We start from the raw sequence: 18,596 nt of genomic DNA on the forward strand, positions 1-18,596 counted from the left end.
AAAGGGCACCGATGCGCCACCACACACTGTCAGCTGCGGTCTTGCTGCTCGTTACTACTCTCACGCTGGGCGGGTGCGTGTCTGAGGATGACACCGCAACATCCACTGACATCGAGGTGACGACGCCCACTGGCGCCCCACAGCCGGAGTTCCACCAAGAGCAGGTGGACCCGGTGACCTCCACGGAGATCACCGGCGAGCGCGTCGATGACCCGAAGATGGAGCTGTCCTACAAGTGGCAGGGCAGCAGCTACGGCACCGGCGCCGGCAGCATCATCGTCGTGGCAGTGACGAACAAGAGCGACGTGCCAATGCCCGTTGACGTGCTCAAGCCGAAGCTGCGCTACAACACCGGCAACAACAAGTTTGTCGACGCCAACCCGATCAGCGCCGAGCAGGCAGGGGTGGACATCCTCGGCGTGGACCGCCCGCTGGGTCCGGGGGCAACCACGAACGCGAAGTATGCCTTCGACGTGACCCCGGATGGCCTGTGGGATGCGGAGTTTACGATCGGCAACGTGAAGTTCAAGGGGAACCTGAATAACTAATGCGCGAAGAAGTAATCCTGCTCAGTGAGGACGGCGCGCCGATCGGCTCCGCGGACAAGGCCGAGGTGCACACCGGGGACACCCCGCTGCACCTGGCGTTTTCCTGCTGGCTGTTCAACGAGGATGGCCAGCTGCTGCTCACCCGGCGCGCGTTGGGGAAGAAGACGTGGCCCGGAGTGTGGACGAACTCCTTTTGCGGCCACCCCGGCCCCGGCGAGGACGTGCCGGCGGCGATCCTGCGCCGCTCGGTCGAGGAACTGCGCTTGCCGGAGGGGGCTGTGCTGGACGTGACGCCGGTGCTGCCGGAGTTCCGCTACCGTGCGGTGGATTCCTCCGGCATCGTTGAGTACGAAGTCTGCCCGGTGTACTCCGCGCGCCTGGCGCCGGGCCACGAGGCTGTGGATCCGAACCCGGATGAGGTGGACTCGTGGCACTGGGCCGACCCCGCCGACGTTGTTCGCGCGGCGGACGCGACCCCGTTCGCGTTTTCGCCGTGGCTGGTCGAAGAGCTGGCGGATAAGCGGCTGCGCGCTGTGCTGGAGCGCGCCGGGCGCTGACTTACTGGTTGAACGCCTCCCGAACGCTGCGCAGCGGATCCTCCACGACGGTCGTGGTGTCCGCGCTGAGCGAGGCGCGCAGGACGTTTCGGCCCGGGCGGTAGGTGGGCCAGTCGGCCTGCCCGCTGCTGATGTAGCTGTAGACAAGTTGACCGATGCGCGTTGTGGGTTCCCCGAACAGCGTGTCCAGCTCGTAGCTGTGGCCAAGTGGCGTATCTGCGCAGAACTCGATCTGGCGGATGTCGGCGGGGCCGTGCTCGCAGGCGGCGTCGACCCAGCGGCGGATCAACGCGTCCGAGAAGAACCTCCCCGCGAGTTTGCCGGGGTCCGTGGTTCGTGCGGCCTCGATGTAGTTGCGCCGGGCTGCCGCGCTTTTGGCGCCGAAGAATCGGCCGAAGCAGCGGATGAACGTGGCGCCAAAGGCGTTGAAGCCCTCGCCGGACTGGTGGAACTCCTCGCGGGTGGAGGTGACCACGATTGGTACCTCGGCGAGCTCCGCAGGCTCGAAGGGTGCCGGGCCAAGCGCGATGTCGTGGAAGTACTGGGTGCGGAAGCGCTGGTAGGCGCGCTCGATGGCGTCCGGGCGGCGCTCGGCCAACCAGTTGAGGTCGAGGCGCGTCAGCGGCGTGCCGAGCGCCCCGCGCGCCGCCCACTTGCGCTGCGCAAAGGGCACGCGCGGAAACGCGGGGGACAGCGCCAGCACGCGCCGGAACGCTCCCTGGTAGTGGTCGCGGCGCGCCAACCAGAGCGCCAGCGCCGCCCCCGCCGAGTGCCCGACCAGCGTGACGTTGGTTGGGTCGCCGCCGAAGTGCTCGATGTTGCGCAGCACCCACCGCAGCGCCTCCTGGCAGTCCTCCACCGCGCGGAACGACGTGTCATTGGTGAAGGGGAGCAGTCCAGGGAATTTTCGACGGTACCCCACCCGCACCTGCACGACGCCTTGCTTCGCGAACGCCTCCGGCTGGGAGGTGGTCTCACAGTGGTTGCCTTCCTCGAAGCGGCCGCCGTGCAGATAGACCATCACCGGGTAGTCGTCGAGGGCCCGCGCCGTCGCCGGGGTGGTGATGCTCAGCCCGATGGTGTCTGGGTGCGGCGTGGTGGCGTCGATGAGATGACCCTCGGGGGCGGGGCGTGGGGGATCGAAAGGGACGTCGATACGCGAGTAGGGGATGGAGTAGAACTCGCGGGTGGCTGTGGTGGCGGTGCCGGTGATCGCGCCGGCGGGGCAGGTGATGGTGACGTCCATGACAGGCCAGTCTAAACGCTTCCGCCAAGTTCCTCGACGAGCTGCCGAAGGTGACTTATGCTAGTGAGTGATTATTGTCTTTCTTCTGTAGGAATGAGTTGTCCCAAATGACAGATACCCAAGCACGCATCACCGAGTACTGGGCAGGCCGGGCTGAGGCATACCACCGCGAACACAGGACAGCAGAGCGCGCCAAGGCAGACCGCGCAGCGTGGACTGACATCTTCAAGCGCTACATGCCGCAGGACGCGGTTCGCGTGTTGGACATGGGCACGGGTGACGGCTACATTGCGCACATCATTGCGGAGCTCGGCTACGCGGTCGTCGGCGTGGATGCGTGCGAACCAATGCTCGATGAGGCCCGCGACGAAGCGGAGCTTCGCCAGGAAGAAGGCATTAATACCCCACTGTTCGCCGAAGTCGACGTGACGGACCTGCCCCCGTCCTTCTTCGACTTCGACGTGGTTGTCAGCCGCTACCTGCTGTGGACGCTGCGCGAGCCGACGGAGGCGATCCGTGGCTGGGCCGAGGCGCTGAAGCCTGGCGGTCTGATCATCGCCGCGGACGCGACCTGGTTCCCGAACGGGATCTCGAAGGACACGCAGGTCATCTCCGATAACGGCCCGGACTCCTTCGTGCTGACCTACACCGACGACGTACTCGAGGAGCTGCCACTCGCGACGGCCGACTCCCCGGAGGCATACGCAGAGGTCTTCCGCGCCGCTGGCCTGGAGGACGTCGAGGTTGTTGAGCTGCCGGAGATTGCCAAGATCGACGAGGAGTTCGGCACGCCACAGGGACACGAGTCGCGCCCGACCTTCCTGGTGATTGGCCGCAAGCCAGCCTAACTCACACCCCAAGTAGGATGGGGTGCCATGACTGACAATCCGTTGTTGCACCCGTCCGACTTGCCGTATGGACTGCCTGATTTCCAGGCGATCCGCCTTGAACACGTGCTGCCCGCTTTCGAGCGGGCGCTCGTGCTCCATGAAGAAGAAATCGCCCGTATCTGTGCCGAGGACACCCCGACGTGGGAGAACACCGTCGAGGCGCTGGAGCGCGCGGGCAGCGACTTAGAGCGAGTCCTGGCATGGTTTTTCAACCTGCAGGGCACCGACGGTTCGCCTGAGTTCGACGAGGTCGCGGACGCGATCGTGCCACGCCTGTCCGCGCACACCGACGCGATCTACCAGAACCAAGAACTTTATGGCCACCTGCGTGCAGTGGAGGCCCCGGCGGACGAGGAGTCGCGCCGCCTCTACGACCTGCTGCTGCGCCGGTTCACCCGCCGTGGCGCGGAGCTCGACGAGGCAGGCAAACAGCGCCTGCGCGAGCTGAATCAGCGTCTCTCGGAGCTTTCCGAGCAGTTCGGCCGCAACCTACTCGCGGACACGACGAAGCTCGCGGTGCGCATGACCCGCGACGAGCTGGCGGGCTTGACCGAGGAGGAGCTCGCAGCCTACCGCGACGCCGATGACCCCGGTGTTTACGTCGTGCCGATCGAGCTGCCGACGACCCAGTCGCTGCAGGCCGAGCTCGAGTCCAGCAGCGCGCGCCACAAGCTGTTCGACGCCTCCCGCCAGCGCGGCCGTGACACGAACAGTGCGCTCGTGATCGAGTCGGTGCGGCTGCGCCAGGAGCGCGCGAAGCTGCTGGGCTTCGCCACGCATGCCGATTACGTCATCGCGGAGGAAACTGCGGGCAGCGCTGCCGCGGCCCGCAAGCTCATCAGTGACCTCGCGCCCGCGGCCGCGTCGAACGCCGCCGCGGAACGCAAGCTGGCAGGTGAGCTGGCCGGGATGGAACTGGACGGCGCGGACTGGCCGTACTGGGAAGCGCGCCGCAGGGAGGAGGCCTTCGCGGTCAACGACGCGGAGCTGCGCAAGTACTTCCCGCTGCAGCAGGTGCTGCGCGACGGCGTTTTCTACGCTGCGAACCTGCTCTACGGCATCACGGTTACTCAGCGCGAGGACCTGCACGGCTACCGCGACGACGTGCACGTGTGGGAGGTCAAGGAGGAAGACGGCACCGGCATTGGCCTGCTGCTGACGGATTACGGGGCGCGGCCGTCGAAACGCGGGGGAGCCTGGATGAGCTCCTTCGTGGACCAGTCGACGCTGACCGGCACGAAGCCCGTCGTGGTGAACGTGATGTCGCTGACCTCCGACCTGCTGACGATCGACGAGGTTACGACCGTGTTCCACGAGTTCGGCCACGCGTTGCACGGGCTGCTGTCCAACGTGCGCTACCCGACGCTCTCCGGCACCAACGTGCCGCGCGACTGGGTGGAGTTCCCCTCCCAGATCAACGAGAACTACGCGTTCGCGCCCGAGATTATCCGTAATTACGCGCGCCACGTGGACACCGGGGAAGTCATCCCCGACGCTCTGTTGGAGGCCGTGCGCCAGTCCCGGACTTTCGGGCAAGGCTTCGCCACCGCGGAATACCTGGCGGCCTGCGCGATTGACCTGGCCTGGCACTCACTCGACGGCGAGGTGCCCGAGGACATTGACGCCTTCGAGCAGCGCGCACTCGAGAAGGTTGGCCTAGACGTCGAGGGTCTCGAGCCGCGCTACCGCTCAACGTGGTTTAACCACATCTTCGCGGGCGGCTACTCGGCGGGCTACTACTCCTACTTGTGGGCGGAGGCGTTGGACGCCGACGGCTACCAGTTCATTGAGGAATCCGGTATCAACCGGGACAGCGGCCAGCGGTTCCGGGACACGGTGCTCTCGGTTGGTGCCGCGCGCGACTACGCCGAGGCCTACCGCGCCTTCCGCGGCCGCGACAAGGACACGCGTGCTCTGCTGGTGCGCCGCGGGCTCGAGGGCAGCGATGTTTGATCTGTCGCCGTGGCTGCAGACGCCACTGATCCTGCTGGTGGCGCTGCCGCTCGCGGGGGTGGCCTCGTGGGCGATCCTGCGTTTGAGTGACTGGATCGCGTACAAAATTTCGAAGAAGTAAGGTGGTCAACTATGGCCAACCCTGAAGAACTCCGCAAGCGCGATCAGCAGCTTCCGAAGCAGAAACGCAAATACCCACAGTCCCGTGTTACACAGGCACTGTGGGTGATGATTGCGCTGGTCGTCGTCGCGGCCCTGGCCGGGCTGCTCTAGCGCTCTAGCGTTTCGACGCCTCCGCGACCCGACCGAACAGCTCGATGCTTGGCAGGTCCTCGATGAGGACCGCCTTGCCGCTGTTGTCCGTCAGCGGGATGCACCAGTTGGAGTACTGCTCCGCGTTGGTACCCGGCTGGTTCTGGATGCGGGTATCGCCGACCATGTCCACCAGGTTCGTCACCGTCATCGCCGATGGGGTAGCGGCGATGAAGCGGGTAAGGCCGACAAGCAGGTCCTCCACGTCGACGTCGCGCGCGAATTCCTCTGCGCTCAGGTGCGTGAACTCGGTGTGCTCGAGGGAGGTGTCGTGGAAGTGGCCGTCCTCGCGCACGCGGTCAAGCACGCGGGCCTGCCACAGGTGGTCCTGCTCGTTGAGCTCCTCGAGGGGCTCCTCGATAAGGCCGAGCTCGTCGCGCAGGATGTTGTGCGCGAACCGCAGGTAGCCAGCGGTCGGCGGCAGGTCATGCGTGCCGACGGCCGACAGCGCCAAGCGGCGGTAATCCCAGGTGTGCAGCGGGGAGCCGTCGTCGTACGACTCGAACCACAGTACCGTCGTGCCAAGGATGCCCTTGTCCTGCAGGACGTCCTGGACCCACGGCTCGAACGTGCCCAGGTCTTCGCCTACCACCACGGCGTTCGCACGCTGCGCCTCGAGCACCAGGGTGCCCACCATGGCCTCGTGGTCGTAATTCATGTAGGTGCCGAACATCGGGGAGACGTTTCGTGGCATCCAGAACAGGCGGAAGAGACCAAGGATGTGATCGACGCGGATACCGCCGGAGTGGCGCAGCACGGTGCGCAGCAGCTCGCGCCACGGCTCGTAGCCGGCTTCGGCGAGCGCCTGCGGGTGCCATGGCGGCTGTGACCAGTCCTGGCCCTGCTGGGAGTACTGGTCCGGCGGGGCACCGACGGACGCCTCGGGGACGAGCACGTTGGCAAGCGTGTTGGCGTCGGCACCATCGGGGTGGATCCCCACCGCGAGGTCGGTCATGATGCCGACCTTCATGCCCGCTGCCAGCGCCTTGTCCTGGGCGCGGCGGCGCTGCTCGTCGGCGATGAACTGCAGCCACATGTAGAAGCGTGTGAGTTCCTCGAGTTCCTCGTCGAGCTCGTGGCGCGACGGCGCGGTCTCCATCGCCTCCACTGCGCACCAGCGGGCGAACTCCTCGAGGCCTTCGCCCTCGTCGAGGCAGAAGAGCTCGAAGTCGTGGGTGCGGCGCTCGTCGGCGCAGGCGATGAAGAACAGCTCGCGAAGCACGGCGAGCTTCGTCTCGAAGATTTCGTTGCGACGCAGCGGCTCCGCACTGCGGTTGAGTGCCTTCAGCGGAGCGACCATGCGCTCAATCTGGACCTTCGCGTCCTTGTCAAGCTTGTAGTACTCATCAACCGCCTCGACAGAGATGTAGATCGGGTTGACGAAGCGGCGCGACGTCGGCAGGTACGGCGAGTCCTCCACCGGTGGGATTGGCTGTGCCGCGTGCACCGGATTGATCAGCAGGTAATCAGCGCCCTGCTCAGCCAGCAGCACCGCGAGCGTGCCGAGATCCTCGAAGTCGCCGATGCCCCAGGACTGCTCGGAGCGCACCGAGTACAGCTGCGCCATCACACCGAAGACCGGGTTATCGATGTAGCGCTGGTTGCTCTCCAGACGCGCCGGGACCACCAGCAGCGGGCAGGAGTCCTTGAAGTTATCGGACTCCAGGTGCAGCGTGTGGTAGCCCGGGGGCAGGTTGCCCGGCACGTGGAAGGTGGCCTCGCCCCAGACCACGCCGGCGACGTCGGCAGTTGGTGGTGCCCAGTTTTCGTCCTGGTAAGTCTCGCGCGGGGTGCCGTCCTCAAGCTGGATCCAAGTGTGGGCCGGGTGTCCGTCGTGCACGTGGACGTTGAAGTGGCGCTCCTGCCCGGCCGTGGCCACAACGCAGGGCGGCAGCGGGCGGGTTGCCCAGTACTGGTGCCTGGCGTGAATGAGGTGGTGCAGCTCCTCGTCGGAGGGGGCGTCGCTAATGTTGACGCCCAGGGCCTGCAGCAGAGAGATGAACGATTCCGGCGGCGGGGTGGTCATCGCACCGTTGGAAGCGCGGTAGCTTGTGCCGAACCCGTACGCGGAAGCTAACGAATGGAGTAGTTCTACGTTGGTCACATCAACCCATTGTGCCAAAGAACTGATGTTTTGCAGAGTGGAGCTCACGCAAAAGGTAGTTTCTGTCAGGTAACCTTGCCAACCATGGCTTCAGAAACGTACACAACTCCGCTCGGATTCAAGCTGAGTTCCACTGACACCTGCCTGTCGGCGCTCGTGGATATCTGCACGAAAAAGCCTCACATCGTGCTGTTTTCCCGCCCACGTAATTACGACTGGGTCAACGTGACGGCGGGGGAGTTCCTGGAAGAGGTCTACGAAACGGCCAAGGGGCTCATCGCAAACGGCGTCGAGCCGGGCGACCGCATCGCGGTGCTTTCCTCCACCCGTTATGAGTGGTCCCTCGTCGACTTCGCCATCTGGGCAGCCGGGGCGGTCAGCGTCCCGATCTACCCGTCGAGCTCCATGCACCAGATCCAGTGGATCCTCGAGGACTCCGGCGCCGAGATCGCTTTCACCGAGTCGCGCGACCACACCCAGCTGATGAGCGCCTTCCTCCTCCAGGAAGACGGCAAGCCGCGCCTGAAGGACTCGAGCTCGAAGCTGCGCAAGATCTACGAATTCAACGCCGCCGGGGTCGAAACCATCAAGTTCGAGGGCAGGGATGTCGAGCAGTCGCTTGTCGACGCCCGCTCCGCCTCCCTCACCCACGACGACCTCGGGTCCATCGTGTACACCTCCGGCACCACCGGCCGCCCGAAGGGCGTGGCCTTAACCCACGGCAACTGGGCGCACCAGACCTGGGCGCTGATCAAGAACGACATCGGTGAGGTGGCCCGCCCCGGCAAGCGCGTCGTCACGTTCTTGCCGCTGGCGCACGTGCTGCAGCGCGCAGTCAGCCTCGCGCTGACGATGGCGGGCGCCACCCAGTCCCACTGGGCGGACACCCACACCCTGACCGTGGAGCTGCAGCGCGCCCAGCCGAACATGGTGCTCGGCGTGCCGCGCGTCTTCGAGAAGGTCCGCAATGCGGCCTATAACAAGGCCGCGGACGGCTCCGCCATCGGCAAGGCTGCGTTCCTTGAGGCGGAGAAGACCGCCATCGAGTACTCCAAGGCCATGGACACCCCCGAGGGGCCGAGCCGGATACTCAAGGCGAAGCGCCGCGTCTTCGAGCGCGTCGTCTACTCCAAGATTAAGGAGGCCATCGGCGGCTCCGTGAAGTACGGCATCACCGGCGGCTCCGCCATGAGCGCCGACTTGCTGCACTTCTTCCGCGGCATCGGCATCCCAATCTACGAGGGCTACGGGCTCACCGAAACCTGCGCCGCATCCTGTGTCAATAACAAGAATGCCAACAAGATTGGCACCGTCGGGCGCCCGGTCAACGGCTACCAAGTCCGCACCAACGACGACGGCGAAATCGAGTTCAAGGGCCCCGGTGTCTTCGACCGCTACTGGAACAACAAAGCCGCCACCGAAGAAGCCTTCACCGAAGGCTGGTTCAACACCGGCGACCTCGGCGAGGTTGACGACGAAGGCTACGTGCGCATCACCGGCCGCAAGAAAGACCTCATCGTCACCGCCGGCGGCAAGAACATCTCACCGGGGCCGATGGAGGACATCATCCGCCAGGACCCGCTGATCTCCAACGCGCTCGTCGTCGGCGACGGCAAGCCGTTCGTCGGCGTGCTGGTCACGCTCGACGAGGAGGAGCTGCAGCGCTGGAAGTCCACCCACAACATCCCGGAGAACCGCAAACTCAGCGACCTCGCCGGCGACCCCGTCCTGCGTGCCGAGGTGCAAGACGCCATCAACGTTGCCAACGGGACCGTCTCGCACGCCGAGGCGATCAAGAAGTTCCGCATCCTCGACCGTGACCTGAGCGAGCAGGCAAACGAGATGACGCCAACCCTCAAGGTGAAGCGCAATGTGGTGTTCGAGCGCTTCCGTGAGGACATCGACAAGCTCTACGAGCGCTAAGCCCCCGGCGCGCCTCAACCCGTGGGGCGCGCCCATGGCTTAACATTTCCATCGACTTTTGATCCGTACTTCCTGTGAGCCAGAAGGGGGCTATTCGTGCATAAAACTGCAGCGATGCTACGCCACCGTGAGCTGACACAGGAGATTTACAACATCGGCGACGAAGTCGCTGAATACACGGAGCACCTCGCCGAAGCAGTCGCAGACTATGACGGCGAACTTACCGACGACTGCCTCGCCGAATTCGTCGAAATCGTCGACGATGCCCGCAACGATGCCCGCCGCATCGTCGGCGAACTTATCGGGCTTCGCCAGGCGCTGACGACCGGGATGCGTGCCGGGGTGCTCTCCGCCTCCTACCGGCCGGAGGAAAAGATCCCCGAGCCCGAGCTTCTCGACGCCGCCGGCCTCGAAGACCTCTTTCCACTCCAAGCGCCGTTCTCTGTGCAGACCATGCAGGATGCGCTTGCCGGTCGCACCGACCTGACCGTGCAGCACCTCGGTGAGATCGTGCAGTACACGCTCGAGCAGACCGAGATGGTCGCCCGGGAACTGGGCGCCGTGAGCCTGCCGCACCTTTATGCACGGGTCGGGGAGCTGGTCGAGGCCGCCGTCGACGGCTGGATGGAAACCGTCTGCATCGACCACCCCGCGTTCGTGCGCACGATGCGCGGTGTCGCCCCGCCGCAGTTCCTCGAGGAGCGCGCCCGGGTGGATGCCATCGTGGCGAAGGTGGCCGCTAAGCGCCGTCGACGCGGGGCGTAGGTCTGTGGCATGAGGGGGTGCGCACCAAATTCCTTCATTTGAGGGCGGGGGTTTGCGTTTTCCCAGTTCGCCGCTGGCGAAAGTGGGAATTTGGTGCTTGTCCTCATGTAGCAGTGCCAAAGGACGCACTTCTTGTTGGGGAGGAGGCAAAAGCCCAGGTCGTGAAAAAGGGGTTGCGTCTTTTGGCACTGGCGGTCAGGGAGCGCACCAAAATCCCGGATTTTCCCTAGCTGGCAGGTCGGAATTTGGTGCGCGCCTCGAACACAATTCGCAAACTCGGCCCCGGTCTGCTGCAATTGCGAGGTATGAACACAGCGCAGCAATCACAGCCCGACTTTGGCGTCTATATCCACGTGCCGTTTTGCGCAACGCGGTGTGGGTACTGTGACTTCAATACCTATACGCCGAGGGAGGTGGAAAGCTCCCACGCGGAGTACCTAGAGTCGCTGGAAAAGGAGCTGCGGCTGGCGGCGCAGCAGCCGGGCGTGGCTGAGGCGAGCACGGTGTTTATTGGGGGTGGGACCCCCTCGCTGTTGGGGGCGGATGGACTGGGCAGGGTGTTGTCGATGGTGCGGGACACCTTCGGCATCCAGACGGGGGCGGAGGTGACGACGGAGTCGAACCCGGAGTCGACGGATCCGGCGTACTTCGCGGGGCTGCTGGAGCACGGGTTTACGAGGGTGTCGTTGGGGATGCAGTCGGCGTCGGCGTCGGTGCTCAAGGTGTTGGACCGGAAGCACACGCCGGGGAGGGCGGTCGCGGCGGCCAAGGAGGCCCTCGACGTCGGCTTCGAGCACGTGAACCTGGACATGATTTACGGCACGCCGACGGAAACGGACGACGACGTCCGCCGTACCCTTGACGCCATCCTGTCTACGGGCGTCGATCATGTGAGTGCTTATTCGCTGATCGTGGAGGATGGCACCTCCATGGCGCGCAAGATCCGCCGCGGTGAGCTGCCCGCGCCGCAGGAGGACGTGTATGCGGACCGTTACGAGATGATCGCCGACACCTTGGAGGCGGCCGGGTTTGGCTGGTACGAAGTGTCCAACTGGGCGCGGCCGGGTGGGGAGTGCCAGCACAACCTGCTGTACTGGCGTGGCGCGCACTGGTGGGGCGCGGGCCCGGGGGCGCACTCGTTTATTGGGGACCGCCGGTTCTGGAACGTGAAGCGGCCGGAACGTTACAACCAGATGCTCGCCGACAGCACGCTGCCGATTGACGGCGGGGAGACGCTCACACCGCAGGAGCAGCACGAGGAGCAGGTGATGCTGGGGTTGCGTCTGAAGGAGGGTGTGCCTCGGGGGCTGATTGGTGAGGGGGCGGAAGGGGTCGTCGAGAAGTATGTGGCGGCGGGCCTTTTGACTGCGGGCGAGCGCGTGGCCGTGACTGATGCTGGGCGTTTGCTGGCGAACGGGATCGTGACGGACATTTTGGCTGCCGAGGAGGCAGAGTAGTATGAGTTAGCAGTCGACGAAGGAGAGTGCTAATGAGTGCAGCGAATGATCGCAGACAGCGGGTGCTGCGCGCAATCGTCGCCGACTATATTGCGCGGCAGGAACCCGTCGGATCGAAGATGCTGGTGGAGCGCCACGGGCTGAAGGTCAGCTCGGCGACCATCCGCAACGACATGAGCGTGCTGGAGCGCGAGGGCTACATCACGCAGACGCACGCGTCCTCGGGGCGCATCCCGACGGAGGCCGGGTACCGCGCGTTTGTCGACGCCCTCCACGACGTCAAGCCGCTGTCCACAGCGGAGCGCCACGCCATTTCGGACTTCCTTGAGCACGGCGTGGACATGGAGGACGTGCTGCGCCGCAGCGTGCAGCTGCTGGCCCAGCTGACGAACCAGGCGGCGGTGGTGCAGCTGCCGACGCTGAACGTGTCTCGCGTGAAGCACTGCGAGGTGGTGGCGCTGGCCCCAACGCGGCTGCTGCTCGTGCTGATCACGGATACCGGGCGCGTGGACCAGCGCAACGTGGAGCTCGCCGCGCCGCTAGGTACCGACGGGGTGTTCCTGCTGCGGGACCTGCTCAATACGGTGCTGGTGGGCAAGACGATGCGTGATGCCTCCGCCGCGCTGAAGATGCTGCACGCGCAGGCGCCGCCGGTCATCGCGGATGCGGTGGAGCGGGCGACGGCGGTGCTCATCGAGACGCTGGTGGAGACCACGACCGACCGGCTGCTCATCGCGGGCGCCGGGAACTTGAGCGTGAACCGGATGGTGGATCTGCACAGCGTGATTGAGGCGCTGGAGCAGCAGGTGATCGTGCTGAAGCTGTTGGCGAACGCGCAGCAGCTGGAGCACGTCTCGGTCAGTATTGGCAATGAGAATGAGGAAAAGGAATTTTCTCAGGCTTCCATTGTTAGTACTGCATATGGAGCTGGCGACGAGGCGCTCGGCGGCCTTGGGGTGGTCGGTCCGACACATATGGACTATCCGGGTACCATGCAAAAGGTTGCCACCGTGGCTCAGTACATCAGTCGCATTTTGCGGGGCGAATAACTTCGAAGTGTTGAAAGGGAACTAACTAGTGGCTCGTGATTATTACGGCATCCTCGGCGTTGACCGAGAGGCGACCGAGCAGGAAATCAAGAGGGCGTACCGGAAGCTCGCCCGCAAGTACCACCCGGATGTGAACCCGTCTGATGAGGCGGCTGAGAAGTTCGCCGAGATCTCGCTGGCGCAGGAGGTGCTGCTGGACCCAGCGAAGCGCAGCATCGTGGATCGCGGCGGCGACCCGATGGAGCAAGGCGGCATGGGCGGCGCCGGTGGCGGTGGCTTCGGGGGCTTCGGCGACATTTTCGACGCCTTCTTCGGCGGCGGCGGGCGCAGCCACGAGCCGCGCTCGCGCGTCCAGCCGGGCAACGACGCCCTGCTGCGCACCCAGATCACCCTGGAGGACGCCTATGCGGGCGTGACCAAGGAGGTCACCGTGGATACCGCGGTGCTGTGCCAGAAGTGCCACGGCACCGGCTCCGAGTCTGAGGCGAAGGCCGTGCAGTGTGACTACTGCGCGGGCCAGGGCGTGGTGCAGGAAGTGCAGCAGTCCTTCCTGGGCAACGTGATGACCACGCACGACTGCCCGAAGTGCCACGGCTACGGCGAAGTGATCCAGGATCCGTGCCGCCAGTGCGCCGGCGACGGTCGGGTGCGCGCCACCCGCGACCTGAAGGTAAAGATCCCGGCGGGTATCGCCAACGGGATGCGCATCCGCATGGCGGGGCAGGGCGAGGTCGGCCACGGTGGCGGTCCCGCCGGTGACCTCTACGTGGAGGTGCAGACCGCGCCGCACTCGACGTTCGTGCGCGACGGCAACGACTTGCACCTGCGCCTGAACGTGCCGATGTACGACGCCGCGCTGGGCACCAGCATCGACGTCGAAAACCTTGCCGGTGACACGACCACCATCGAGATCCCGGCCGGCACCCAGCCCGGCGACGAGGTCCGCCTCGAGGACGAGGGCATGCCACGCCTGCGCGCCGAGGGCCACGGCGACATGATCGCCCACATCCAGGTCGTCGTGCCGACGCACCTCAGTGGCGAGGAGCGCCGCAGCCTCGAGCAGCTTCGCGACGCCCGCGGCGACGCCACCGGCGTCCACCACGACGACGAGCGCGACGAAGGCTTCTTCTCCCGCATGCGCGACAGGTTCCGCCGCTAAATGAGCGTTCCGTACTTCCTCACCCCGAACCCCGCCAGCGGCACCCTCGACGGCGACGAGGCGAAGCACGCCTTCGTCAAACGCATCGAGCCCGGCGAGCGCATCGCGCTGACCGACGGCGCCGGCACCGTCGCGGACGTCATTGTCCGCCACAGCGACAAGCAGCAGCTGCGCGGCGACGTCACTGAGGTACGCACCGTGCCCGCGCCCGAGCAGCGCGTCACCCTGGTGCAGGCAGTGCCGAAGTCGGAACGCGCGGAGCTCGCCGTCGACCTCGCCGTGCAAGGAGGTGTCGACGCCATCGTCCCCTGGATCTCGCACCGCACCATCGCGCGCTGGCCCGCCGCCAAGCAGGCCAAGCAGGTGGAGAAGTGGCAGCACCAGGCGATCGCGTCCGCGAAGCAGGCGCGCCGGGCCTGGGTGCCGCAGGTCGCAGATCCGGTGACCACGAACCAGCTGAAGGACCTGCTTGCCGAGGTGGGCGAAGGGGGCGTCGAAAAGCAGGCGTTGGTGCTTCACGAAGACGCGGCCGTGCCGCTAACCACCGTCGAGTTCGGGCGGGACATCTGGCTCATCGTGGGGCCGGAAGGCGGCATCGGCGAGGATGAGCTCGAGCTCATCGGCGCCCGCGCTGTCACCCTCGGGCCGGAAGTGTTACGCACCGCCAGCGCCGGTTTTGCTGCACTATGCGCAATCGGCGCGCTGACGACGCGCTGGTAGGGTTAGGCGACATGGAACCTTTGGTCACGCGCAACATTGAGCTTGACTCTGTATACACCCAGGACGTGCTCGGTATTAATGACACGAACCTGCGGGTGCTCAACCAACACCTCGGCGCCGACGTGCACGCGCGCGGCAACGCGGTGACCGTGCGGGGCCCGGCCGTGATGGTCGCGCACGCGCTGCGGGTGCTCGACGAGCTCGAGTCGATGGCGCGACGCGGCGTCCCCATTACCGCGGATACCGTCACGCACGCGATTTCGCTGATGGAGGTGGAGTCGCCGGAGTCGGTGGCGGAGCTGCTCGGCGCGGAGATCATCTCGCGCCGAGGCAAGGTCATCCGTCCGAAGACGGCAGGCCAGCGGGCCTACGTCGACGCGATCGACGACAACACCATCACGTTCGGCATCGGGCCTGCGGGCTCCGGCAAGACGTACCTGGCCGTGGCGAAGGCCGTACAAGCACTGCACAATAAAGAGGTCAAGCGCATCATTTTGACCCGCCCCGCCGTCGAGGCAGGGGAGAAGCTCGGCTTCCTGCCGGGCACCCTGAGCGACAAGATCGACCCTTACCTGCGCCCGCTCTACGACGCGCTGCGCGACATGATGGACCCGGAAGCCATCCCGAAGCTCATCGAGGCCGGCATCATTGAGGTCGCCCCGCTGGCGTACATGCGCGGGCGCACACTCTCGGACGCGTTCGTCATCCTCGACGAGGCCCAGAACACCTCTGGCTCCCAGATGAAGATGTTCCTCACCCGCTTGGGCTTCGGCTCGAAGATGGTGGTCACTGGCGATATTTCCCAGGTTGACCTTCCACGAGGCACGGTCTCCGGCCTGCGCGTCGCCCGCCGCATCCTCGGCGACATCGAGGGCATTTCCTTCCAGGACCTGCGCGCAGAAGACGTCGTGCGCCACCACCTGATCTCCCGGATCGTCGCGGCCTACGACGAGCACGACGCGCGCAACGCCGCACGCTACGAACGAAAACAACGCGAAGAAGAGGCAAGACAGTGAGTATTGAAGTCCTCAACGAATCGGGGGAGGCGGACGTCAACGAGGAAATGCTCGTCGATGTCTGCTCCTTCGCCCTGCAAGCCATGGATGTGCACCCGGACACGGAGGCAACCATCACGCTTGTCGACGAAGCCACCATGGCTGACCTCCACGTTCGGTGGATGGATCTGGAAGGGCCCACGGACGTCATGAGCTTCCCGATGGACGAGCTCACCCCAGGCGGCGGACGCCCGGACGCGTCCCCGTTCGGCGCGGCGATGCTCGGCGACATCATCCTGTGCCCGGCCTTCGACCGCAAGCAGGCGGAGATGGCAGGCCACGACCTCGGCCACGAGCTCGCCCTGCTCACCGTCCACGGGGTGCTGCACCTGCTCGGCTACGACCACGTCATGCCGGACGAGGAACGCGAGATGTTCTCGCTGCAAAACGAGCTGCTCGCGGACTGGTACGACTCGCTGGCGGCACGCGGCATCGAGTACCAGCCCAAGCCGACCGGCGCCCATGCTTTTCCCTCAGCCGCCGACCGCGAGGAGCTCGATCGCATGATGAAGGGCCGCGACTAAATGGAGTTCACCGTTGCCTACGGCCTCGTCGCTGTGCTCGCGCTGCTGCTTTCCGGCCTGTTCGGATCGGTCGAATCGGCGCTGACCCCGATTTCGCGCGCCCGCGTCGAGACCATGGTCAAGGACGACGTCTCCGGTGCCAAGGCGCTCGCCCGAGTTGTCGACGCCCGCGCCAACCAAATCAACATGCTGGTCATGCTGCGCACCGTCCTCGACGCCGTTGCAGCCGTCTTCGCCGCCATGCTGGCGATGGATCTGATCCCCTCCGACGCGTGGGCGATCATCGCCGCCGTCGCGTCGGTGACACTGTTGCAGTTCAGCATCATCGGCGTATTTGCGCGCACCGCGGGGCGCCGCAACCCCTACACGATCTCGCTGAAGGCCGCGCCGTGGCTGATCATTGTCAACCGGGTCCTCGGTCCGGTATCGCGCCTGCTTATCTGGGTGGGCAACCTGTTCCACCCCGGCGAGGACTTCCGGGACGGCCCGTACTCCACCGAAGTCGAGCTGCGCGAGATGGTCGACATCGCCCAGGAGAAAGGCGTGGTGGAAACCGCCGAGGGCCGCATGATCCAAAACATCTTCGACCTTGCCTCCACCCACGCCCGCCAAATCATGGTGCCGCGCCCCGAAATGATCTGGATTGAAGGGGAGAAGACGGCCCGCCAGGCAACCACGCTGATGGTGCGCTCCGGGCACTCCCGCGTGCCCGTGATCGGGGAGAACGTCGATGAGATTGTGGGCGTCGCATACTTGAAGGACATGTTCGGGCCCAGCGGTACCCCAGTGGCGCCGGACACCGTCCTGTCCACCCTGATGCGCGACCCGCTGTTCATCCCGGACTCCAAGCCGCTCGACGTGCTGCTGCAGGACATGCAGCGGGTGAACACGCACATCGCCATCGTGATCGACGAGTTCGGCAACGTCGCCGGCCTGCTCACGATGGAGGACCTCCTCGAGGAAATCGTCGGCGAAATCACCGACGAATACGACGACGACGAAGACGCCCCAATCGAGTTCGTCGCCGCGCGCACCCTGCGTGCCCAGGCACGCCTGCCTCTCGACGACCTCGTCGACTTCCTCGCCGACAACCTCGACTACGAGCTCGCCTTCGAGGAGGACGTCACCGACTCCGTCGACACCGTGGCAGGCCTGCTGTCCTACGAGCTGGGCCGCGTGCCGCTGCCGGGCTCCGCCATCGTCCACGACGGCCTGCGCTACACCGCGGAAGGCGGCCGCGACCGGCGCGGACGCATCAAGACCCGCAGCGTGCTCATCGAGGTCCCCGAACCCGCCGAAGCACCCGTGGAAGATTCGGACGGGGGTTCTGAAGACAAGTAGCCGTCAGGTTTGTACGCTTATCCCCATGAGCAATATCTTGTCGATCCAGTCCGCCGTCTCCTACGGCCACGTAGGCAACTCCGCCGCAGTCTTCCCACTGCAGCGCATCGGCCACGAAGTGTGGCCCGTCTACACCGTCAACTACTCCAACCACACCGGGTACGGCTCCTGGAAAGGCCCAATGATCCCAGCCACGGAGGTTGCGGCCATCATCGACGGCATCGAGGAGCGCGGGGCCCTCCCGCGTGTCGACGCCATCCTCTCCGGCTACCAAGGCGGCGACGACATCGCCGACGTCATCATCGACACCGTCGCCCGCGTCAAAGCCGTCAACCCCGACGCCATCTACGCCTGCGACCCAGTCATGGGCAGCGCCAAATCCGGCTGCTTCGTCTCCGACAACATCCCGCCCCTCCTCCGCGACCGCGTCGTCCCCGTCGCCGACCTCATCACCCCCAACCAGTTCGAACTCGGCTACCTCGTAGAACAAGACGTCACCGACCTGGACTCCACACTCCGCGCCGTCGACGCCGCCCGCGAAATGGGCCCCTCCACCGTCCTGGTCACCTCCGTTGATCGCGCCGACGCACCCGACGACACCATCGAAATGATCGCCGTCGACAACCACGGCAAGTGGATCGTGCGCACCCCACGCCTGCCATTCAAGCGCAACGGCTCCGGCGACGTCACCGCCGCCCTGTTCACCGGCCACTACCTGCGCGGCGGCAACGCCGCCGACGCCTTGGCCAAGACCGCCAGCTCCGTCTACGACCTGCTCAAGCGCACCTACGACGCCGACTCCGCCGAACTCCTGCTCGTCGAGTCCCAGGACGCCTACGCCAACCCGCAACTGCAGTTCGAGGTCGAGGCGCTCTAGCCGTTTGCGTCGGCAGTTCCGCCTGCGTTTTCGCGCTCATTTTGCTCAAAGCGTGCGCTTAGAAGCGTGCGATGCAGGTCGCGTGTTTTCATCCTGCCGGGCCGATTCTCGGCGAC

General features: G+C 65.5%; 18 protein-coding genes. 16 read left to right on the forward strand and 2 right to left on the reverse strand.

What is annotated here, in order from left to right; translation table 11 throughout:
• The first annotated feature begins 77 nt into the window (after nt 1–77).
• Nucleotides 78–548: a hypothetical protein gene (locus tag KBX14_RS10405; protein ID WP_240492791.1), complete on the forward strand. Its 471-nt coding sequence runs from the start codon at nt 78–80 to the stop codon at nt 546–548.
• Complete coding sequence (idi, locus tag KBX14_RS10410; RefSeq protein WP_256042504.1) at nt 548–1,105, forward strand: isopentenyl-diphosphate Delta-isomerase; 558 nt, start codon at nt 548–550, stop codon at nt 1,103–1,105. The genes KBX14_RS10405 and idi overlap by 1 nt, the downstream gene beginning before the upstream one ends.
• 1 nt (nt 1,106) lies before the next feature.
• Here idi and KBX14_RS10415 read toward each other — a convergent pair whose 3' ends face one another.
• Nucleotides 1,107–2,351, reverse strand: a complete 1,245-nt coding sequence (locus KBX14_RS10415) for an alpha/beta fold hydrolase (protein WP_256020834.1) — start codon at nt 2,349–2,351, stop codon at nt 1,107–1,109.
• Nucleotides 2,352–2,458: 107 nt separating this feature from the next.
• Between KBX14_RS10415 and KBX14_RS10420 the strand changes: the two genes are divergently transcribed.
• The 4 genes from KBX14_RS10420 to KBX14_RS10435 are packed head-to-tail and all read left to right on the forward strand — an operon-like array spanning nt 2,459 to nt 5,467.
• On the forward strand, nt 2,459–3,199 hold the full coding sequence (locus tag KBX14_RS10420) for a class I SAM-dependent methyltransferase (protein ID WP_070975332.1): 741 nt from the start codon (nt 2,459–2,461) through the stop codon (nt 3,197–3,199).
• Nucleotides 3,200–3,226: 27 nt separating this feature from the next.
• Nucleotides 3,227–5,194: a M3 family metallopeptidase gene (locus tag KBX14_RS10425; RefSeq protein WP_256042505.1), complete on the forward strand. Its 1,968-nt coding sequence runs from the start codon at nt 3,227–3,229 to the stop codon at nt 5,192–5,194.
• A complete protein-coding gene (locus tag KBX14_RS10430; protein WP_256042506.1) occupies nt 5,187–5,315 on the forward strand; it encodes a hypothetical protein in 129 nt (42 codons plus the stop codon). Before KBX14_RS10425 ends, KBX14_RS10430 begins: the two co-directional genes overlap by 8 nt.
• Nucleotides 5,316–5,326: 11 nt before the next feature.
• Nucleotides 5,327–5,467 (forward strand): hypothetical protein, encoded by a 141-nt coding sequence (locus tag KBX14_RS10435; RefSeq protein WP_252931274.1) that lies wholly within the window; start codon nt 5,327–5,329, stop codon nt 5,465–5,467.
• Between the two features lie 4 nt (nt 5,468–5,471).
• Here the strand turns inward: KBX14_RS10435 and malQ are convergent, their stop codons facing one another.
• Nucleotides 5,472–7,610, reverse strand: coding sequence for a 4-alpha-glucanotransferase (malQ, locus tag KBX14_RS10440; protein WP_256042507.1), 2,139 nt, complete (start codon nt 7,608–7,610; stop codon nt 5,472–5,474).
• A gap of 84 nt (nt 7,611–7,694) precedes the next feature.
• Here malQ and KBX14_RS10445 point away from each other — a divergent pair, with 84 nt between their 5' ends.
• The 10 genes from KBX14_RS10445 (at nt 7,695) to pdxY (ending at nt 18,480) form a co-directional block, all read left to right on the forward strand.
• A complete protein-coding gene (locus KBX14_RS10445) occupies nt 7,695–9,533 on the forward strand; it encodes a long-chain fatty acid--CoA ligase (protein WP_256020842.1) in 1,839 nt (612 codons plus the stop codon).
• 96 nt (nt 9,534–9,629) lie between these two features.
• On the forward strand, nt 9,630–10,298 hold the full coding sequence (locus KBX14_RS10450) for a hypothetical protein (RefSeq protein WP_083290858.1): 669 nt from the start codon (nt 9,630–9,632) through the stop codon (nt 10,296–10,298).
• A 305-nt stretch (nt 10,299–10,603) separates the two neighbouring features.
• Nucleotides 10,604–11,755, forward strand: a complete 1,152-nt coding sequence (gene hemW / locus KBX14_RS10455) for a radical SAM family heme chaperone HemW (RefSeq protein WP_256042508.1) — start codon at nt 10,604–10,606, stop codon at nt 11,753–11,755.
• Between the two features lie 32 nt (nt 11,756–11,787).
• On the forward strand, nt 11,788–12,804 hold the full coding sequence (gene hrcA / locus KBX14_RS10460; RefSeq protein ID WP_256042509.1) for a heat-inducible transcriptional repressor HrcA: 1,017 nt from the start codon (nt 11,788–11,790) through the stop codon (nt 12,802–12,804).
• 28 nt (nt 12,805–12,832) lie between these two features.
• Nucleotides 12,833–13,963, forward strand: coding sequence for a molecular chaperone DnaJ (gene dnaJ / locus KBX14_RS10465; protein WP_256042510.1), 1,131 nt, complete (start codon nt 12,833–12,835; stop codon nt 13,961–13,963).
• Nucleotides 13,964–14,683: a 16S rRNA (uracil(1498)-N(3))-methyltransferase gene (locus tag KBX14_RS10470; RefSeq protein ID WP_070362085.1), complete on the forward strand. Its 720-nt coding sequence runs from the start codon at nt 13,964–13,966 to the stop codon at nt 14,681–14,683.
• A gap of 11 nt (nt 14,684–14,694) precedes the next feature.
• Complete coding sequence (locus tag KBX14_RS10475) at nt 14,695–15,699, forward strand: PhoH family protein (protein ID WP_256000950.1); 1,005 nt, start codon at nt 14,695–14,697, stop codon at nt 15,697–15,699.
• Nucleotides 15,696–16,262 (forward strand): rRNA maturation RNase YbeY, encoded by a 567-nt coding sequence (gene ybeY, locus KBX14_RS10480; protein WP_070478011.1) that lies wholly within the window; start codon nt 15,696–15,698, stop codon nt 16,260–16,262. Before KBX14_RS10475 ends, ybeY begins: the two co-directional genes overlap by 4 nt.
• Entirely contained in the window at nt 16,263–17,603 is a 1,341-nt protein-coding gene (locus KBX14_RS10485; protein WP_256042511.1) for a hemolysin family protein, read from the forward strand.
• A 25-nt stretch (nt 17,604–17,628) separates the two neighbouring features.
• Nucleotides 17,629–18,480: a pyridoxal kinase PdxY gene (pdxY, locus tag KBX14_RS10490; protein ID WP_256042512.1), complete on the forward strand. Its 852-nt coding sequence runs from the start codon at nt 17,629–17,631 to the stop codon at nt 18,478–18,480.
• The last annotated feature ends 116 nt before the right edge of the window (nt 18,481–18,596 follow it).

This window comes from Corynebacterium sp. CCUG 61414, assembly GCF_024453945.1.
GTDB classification, from domain to species: Bacteria; Actinomycetota; Actinomycetes; order Mycobacteriales; family Mycobacteriaceae; genus Corynebacterium; species Corynebacterium pseudogenitalium.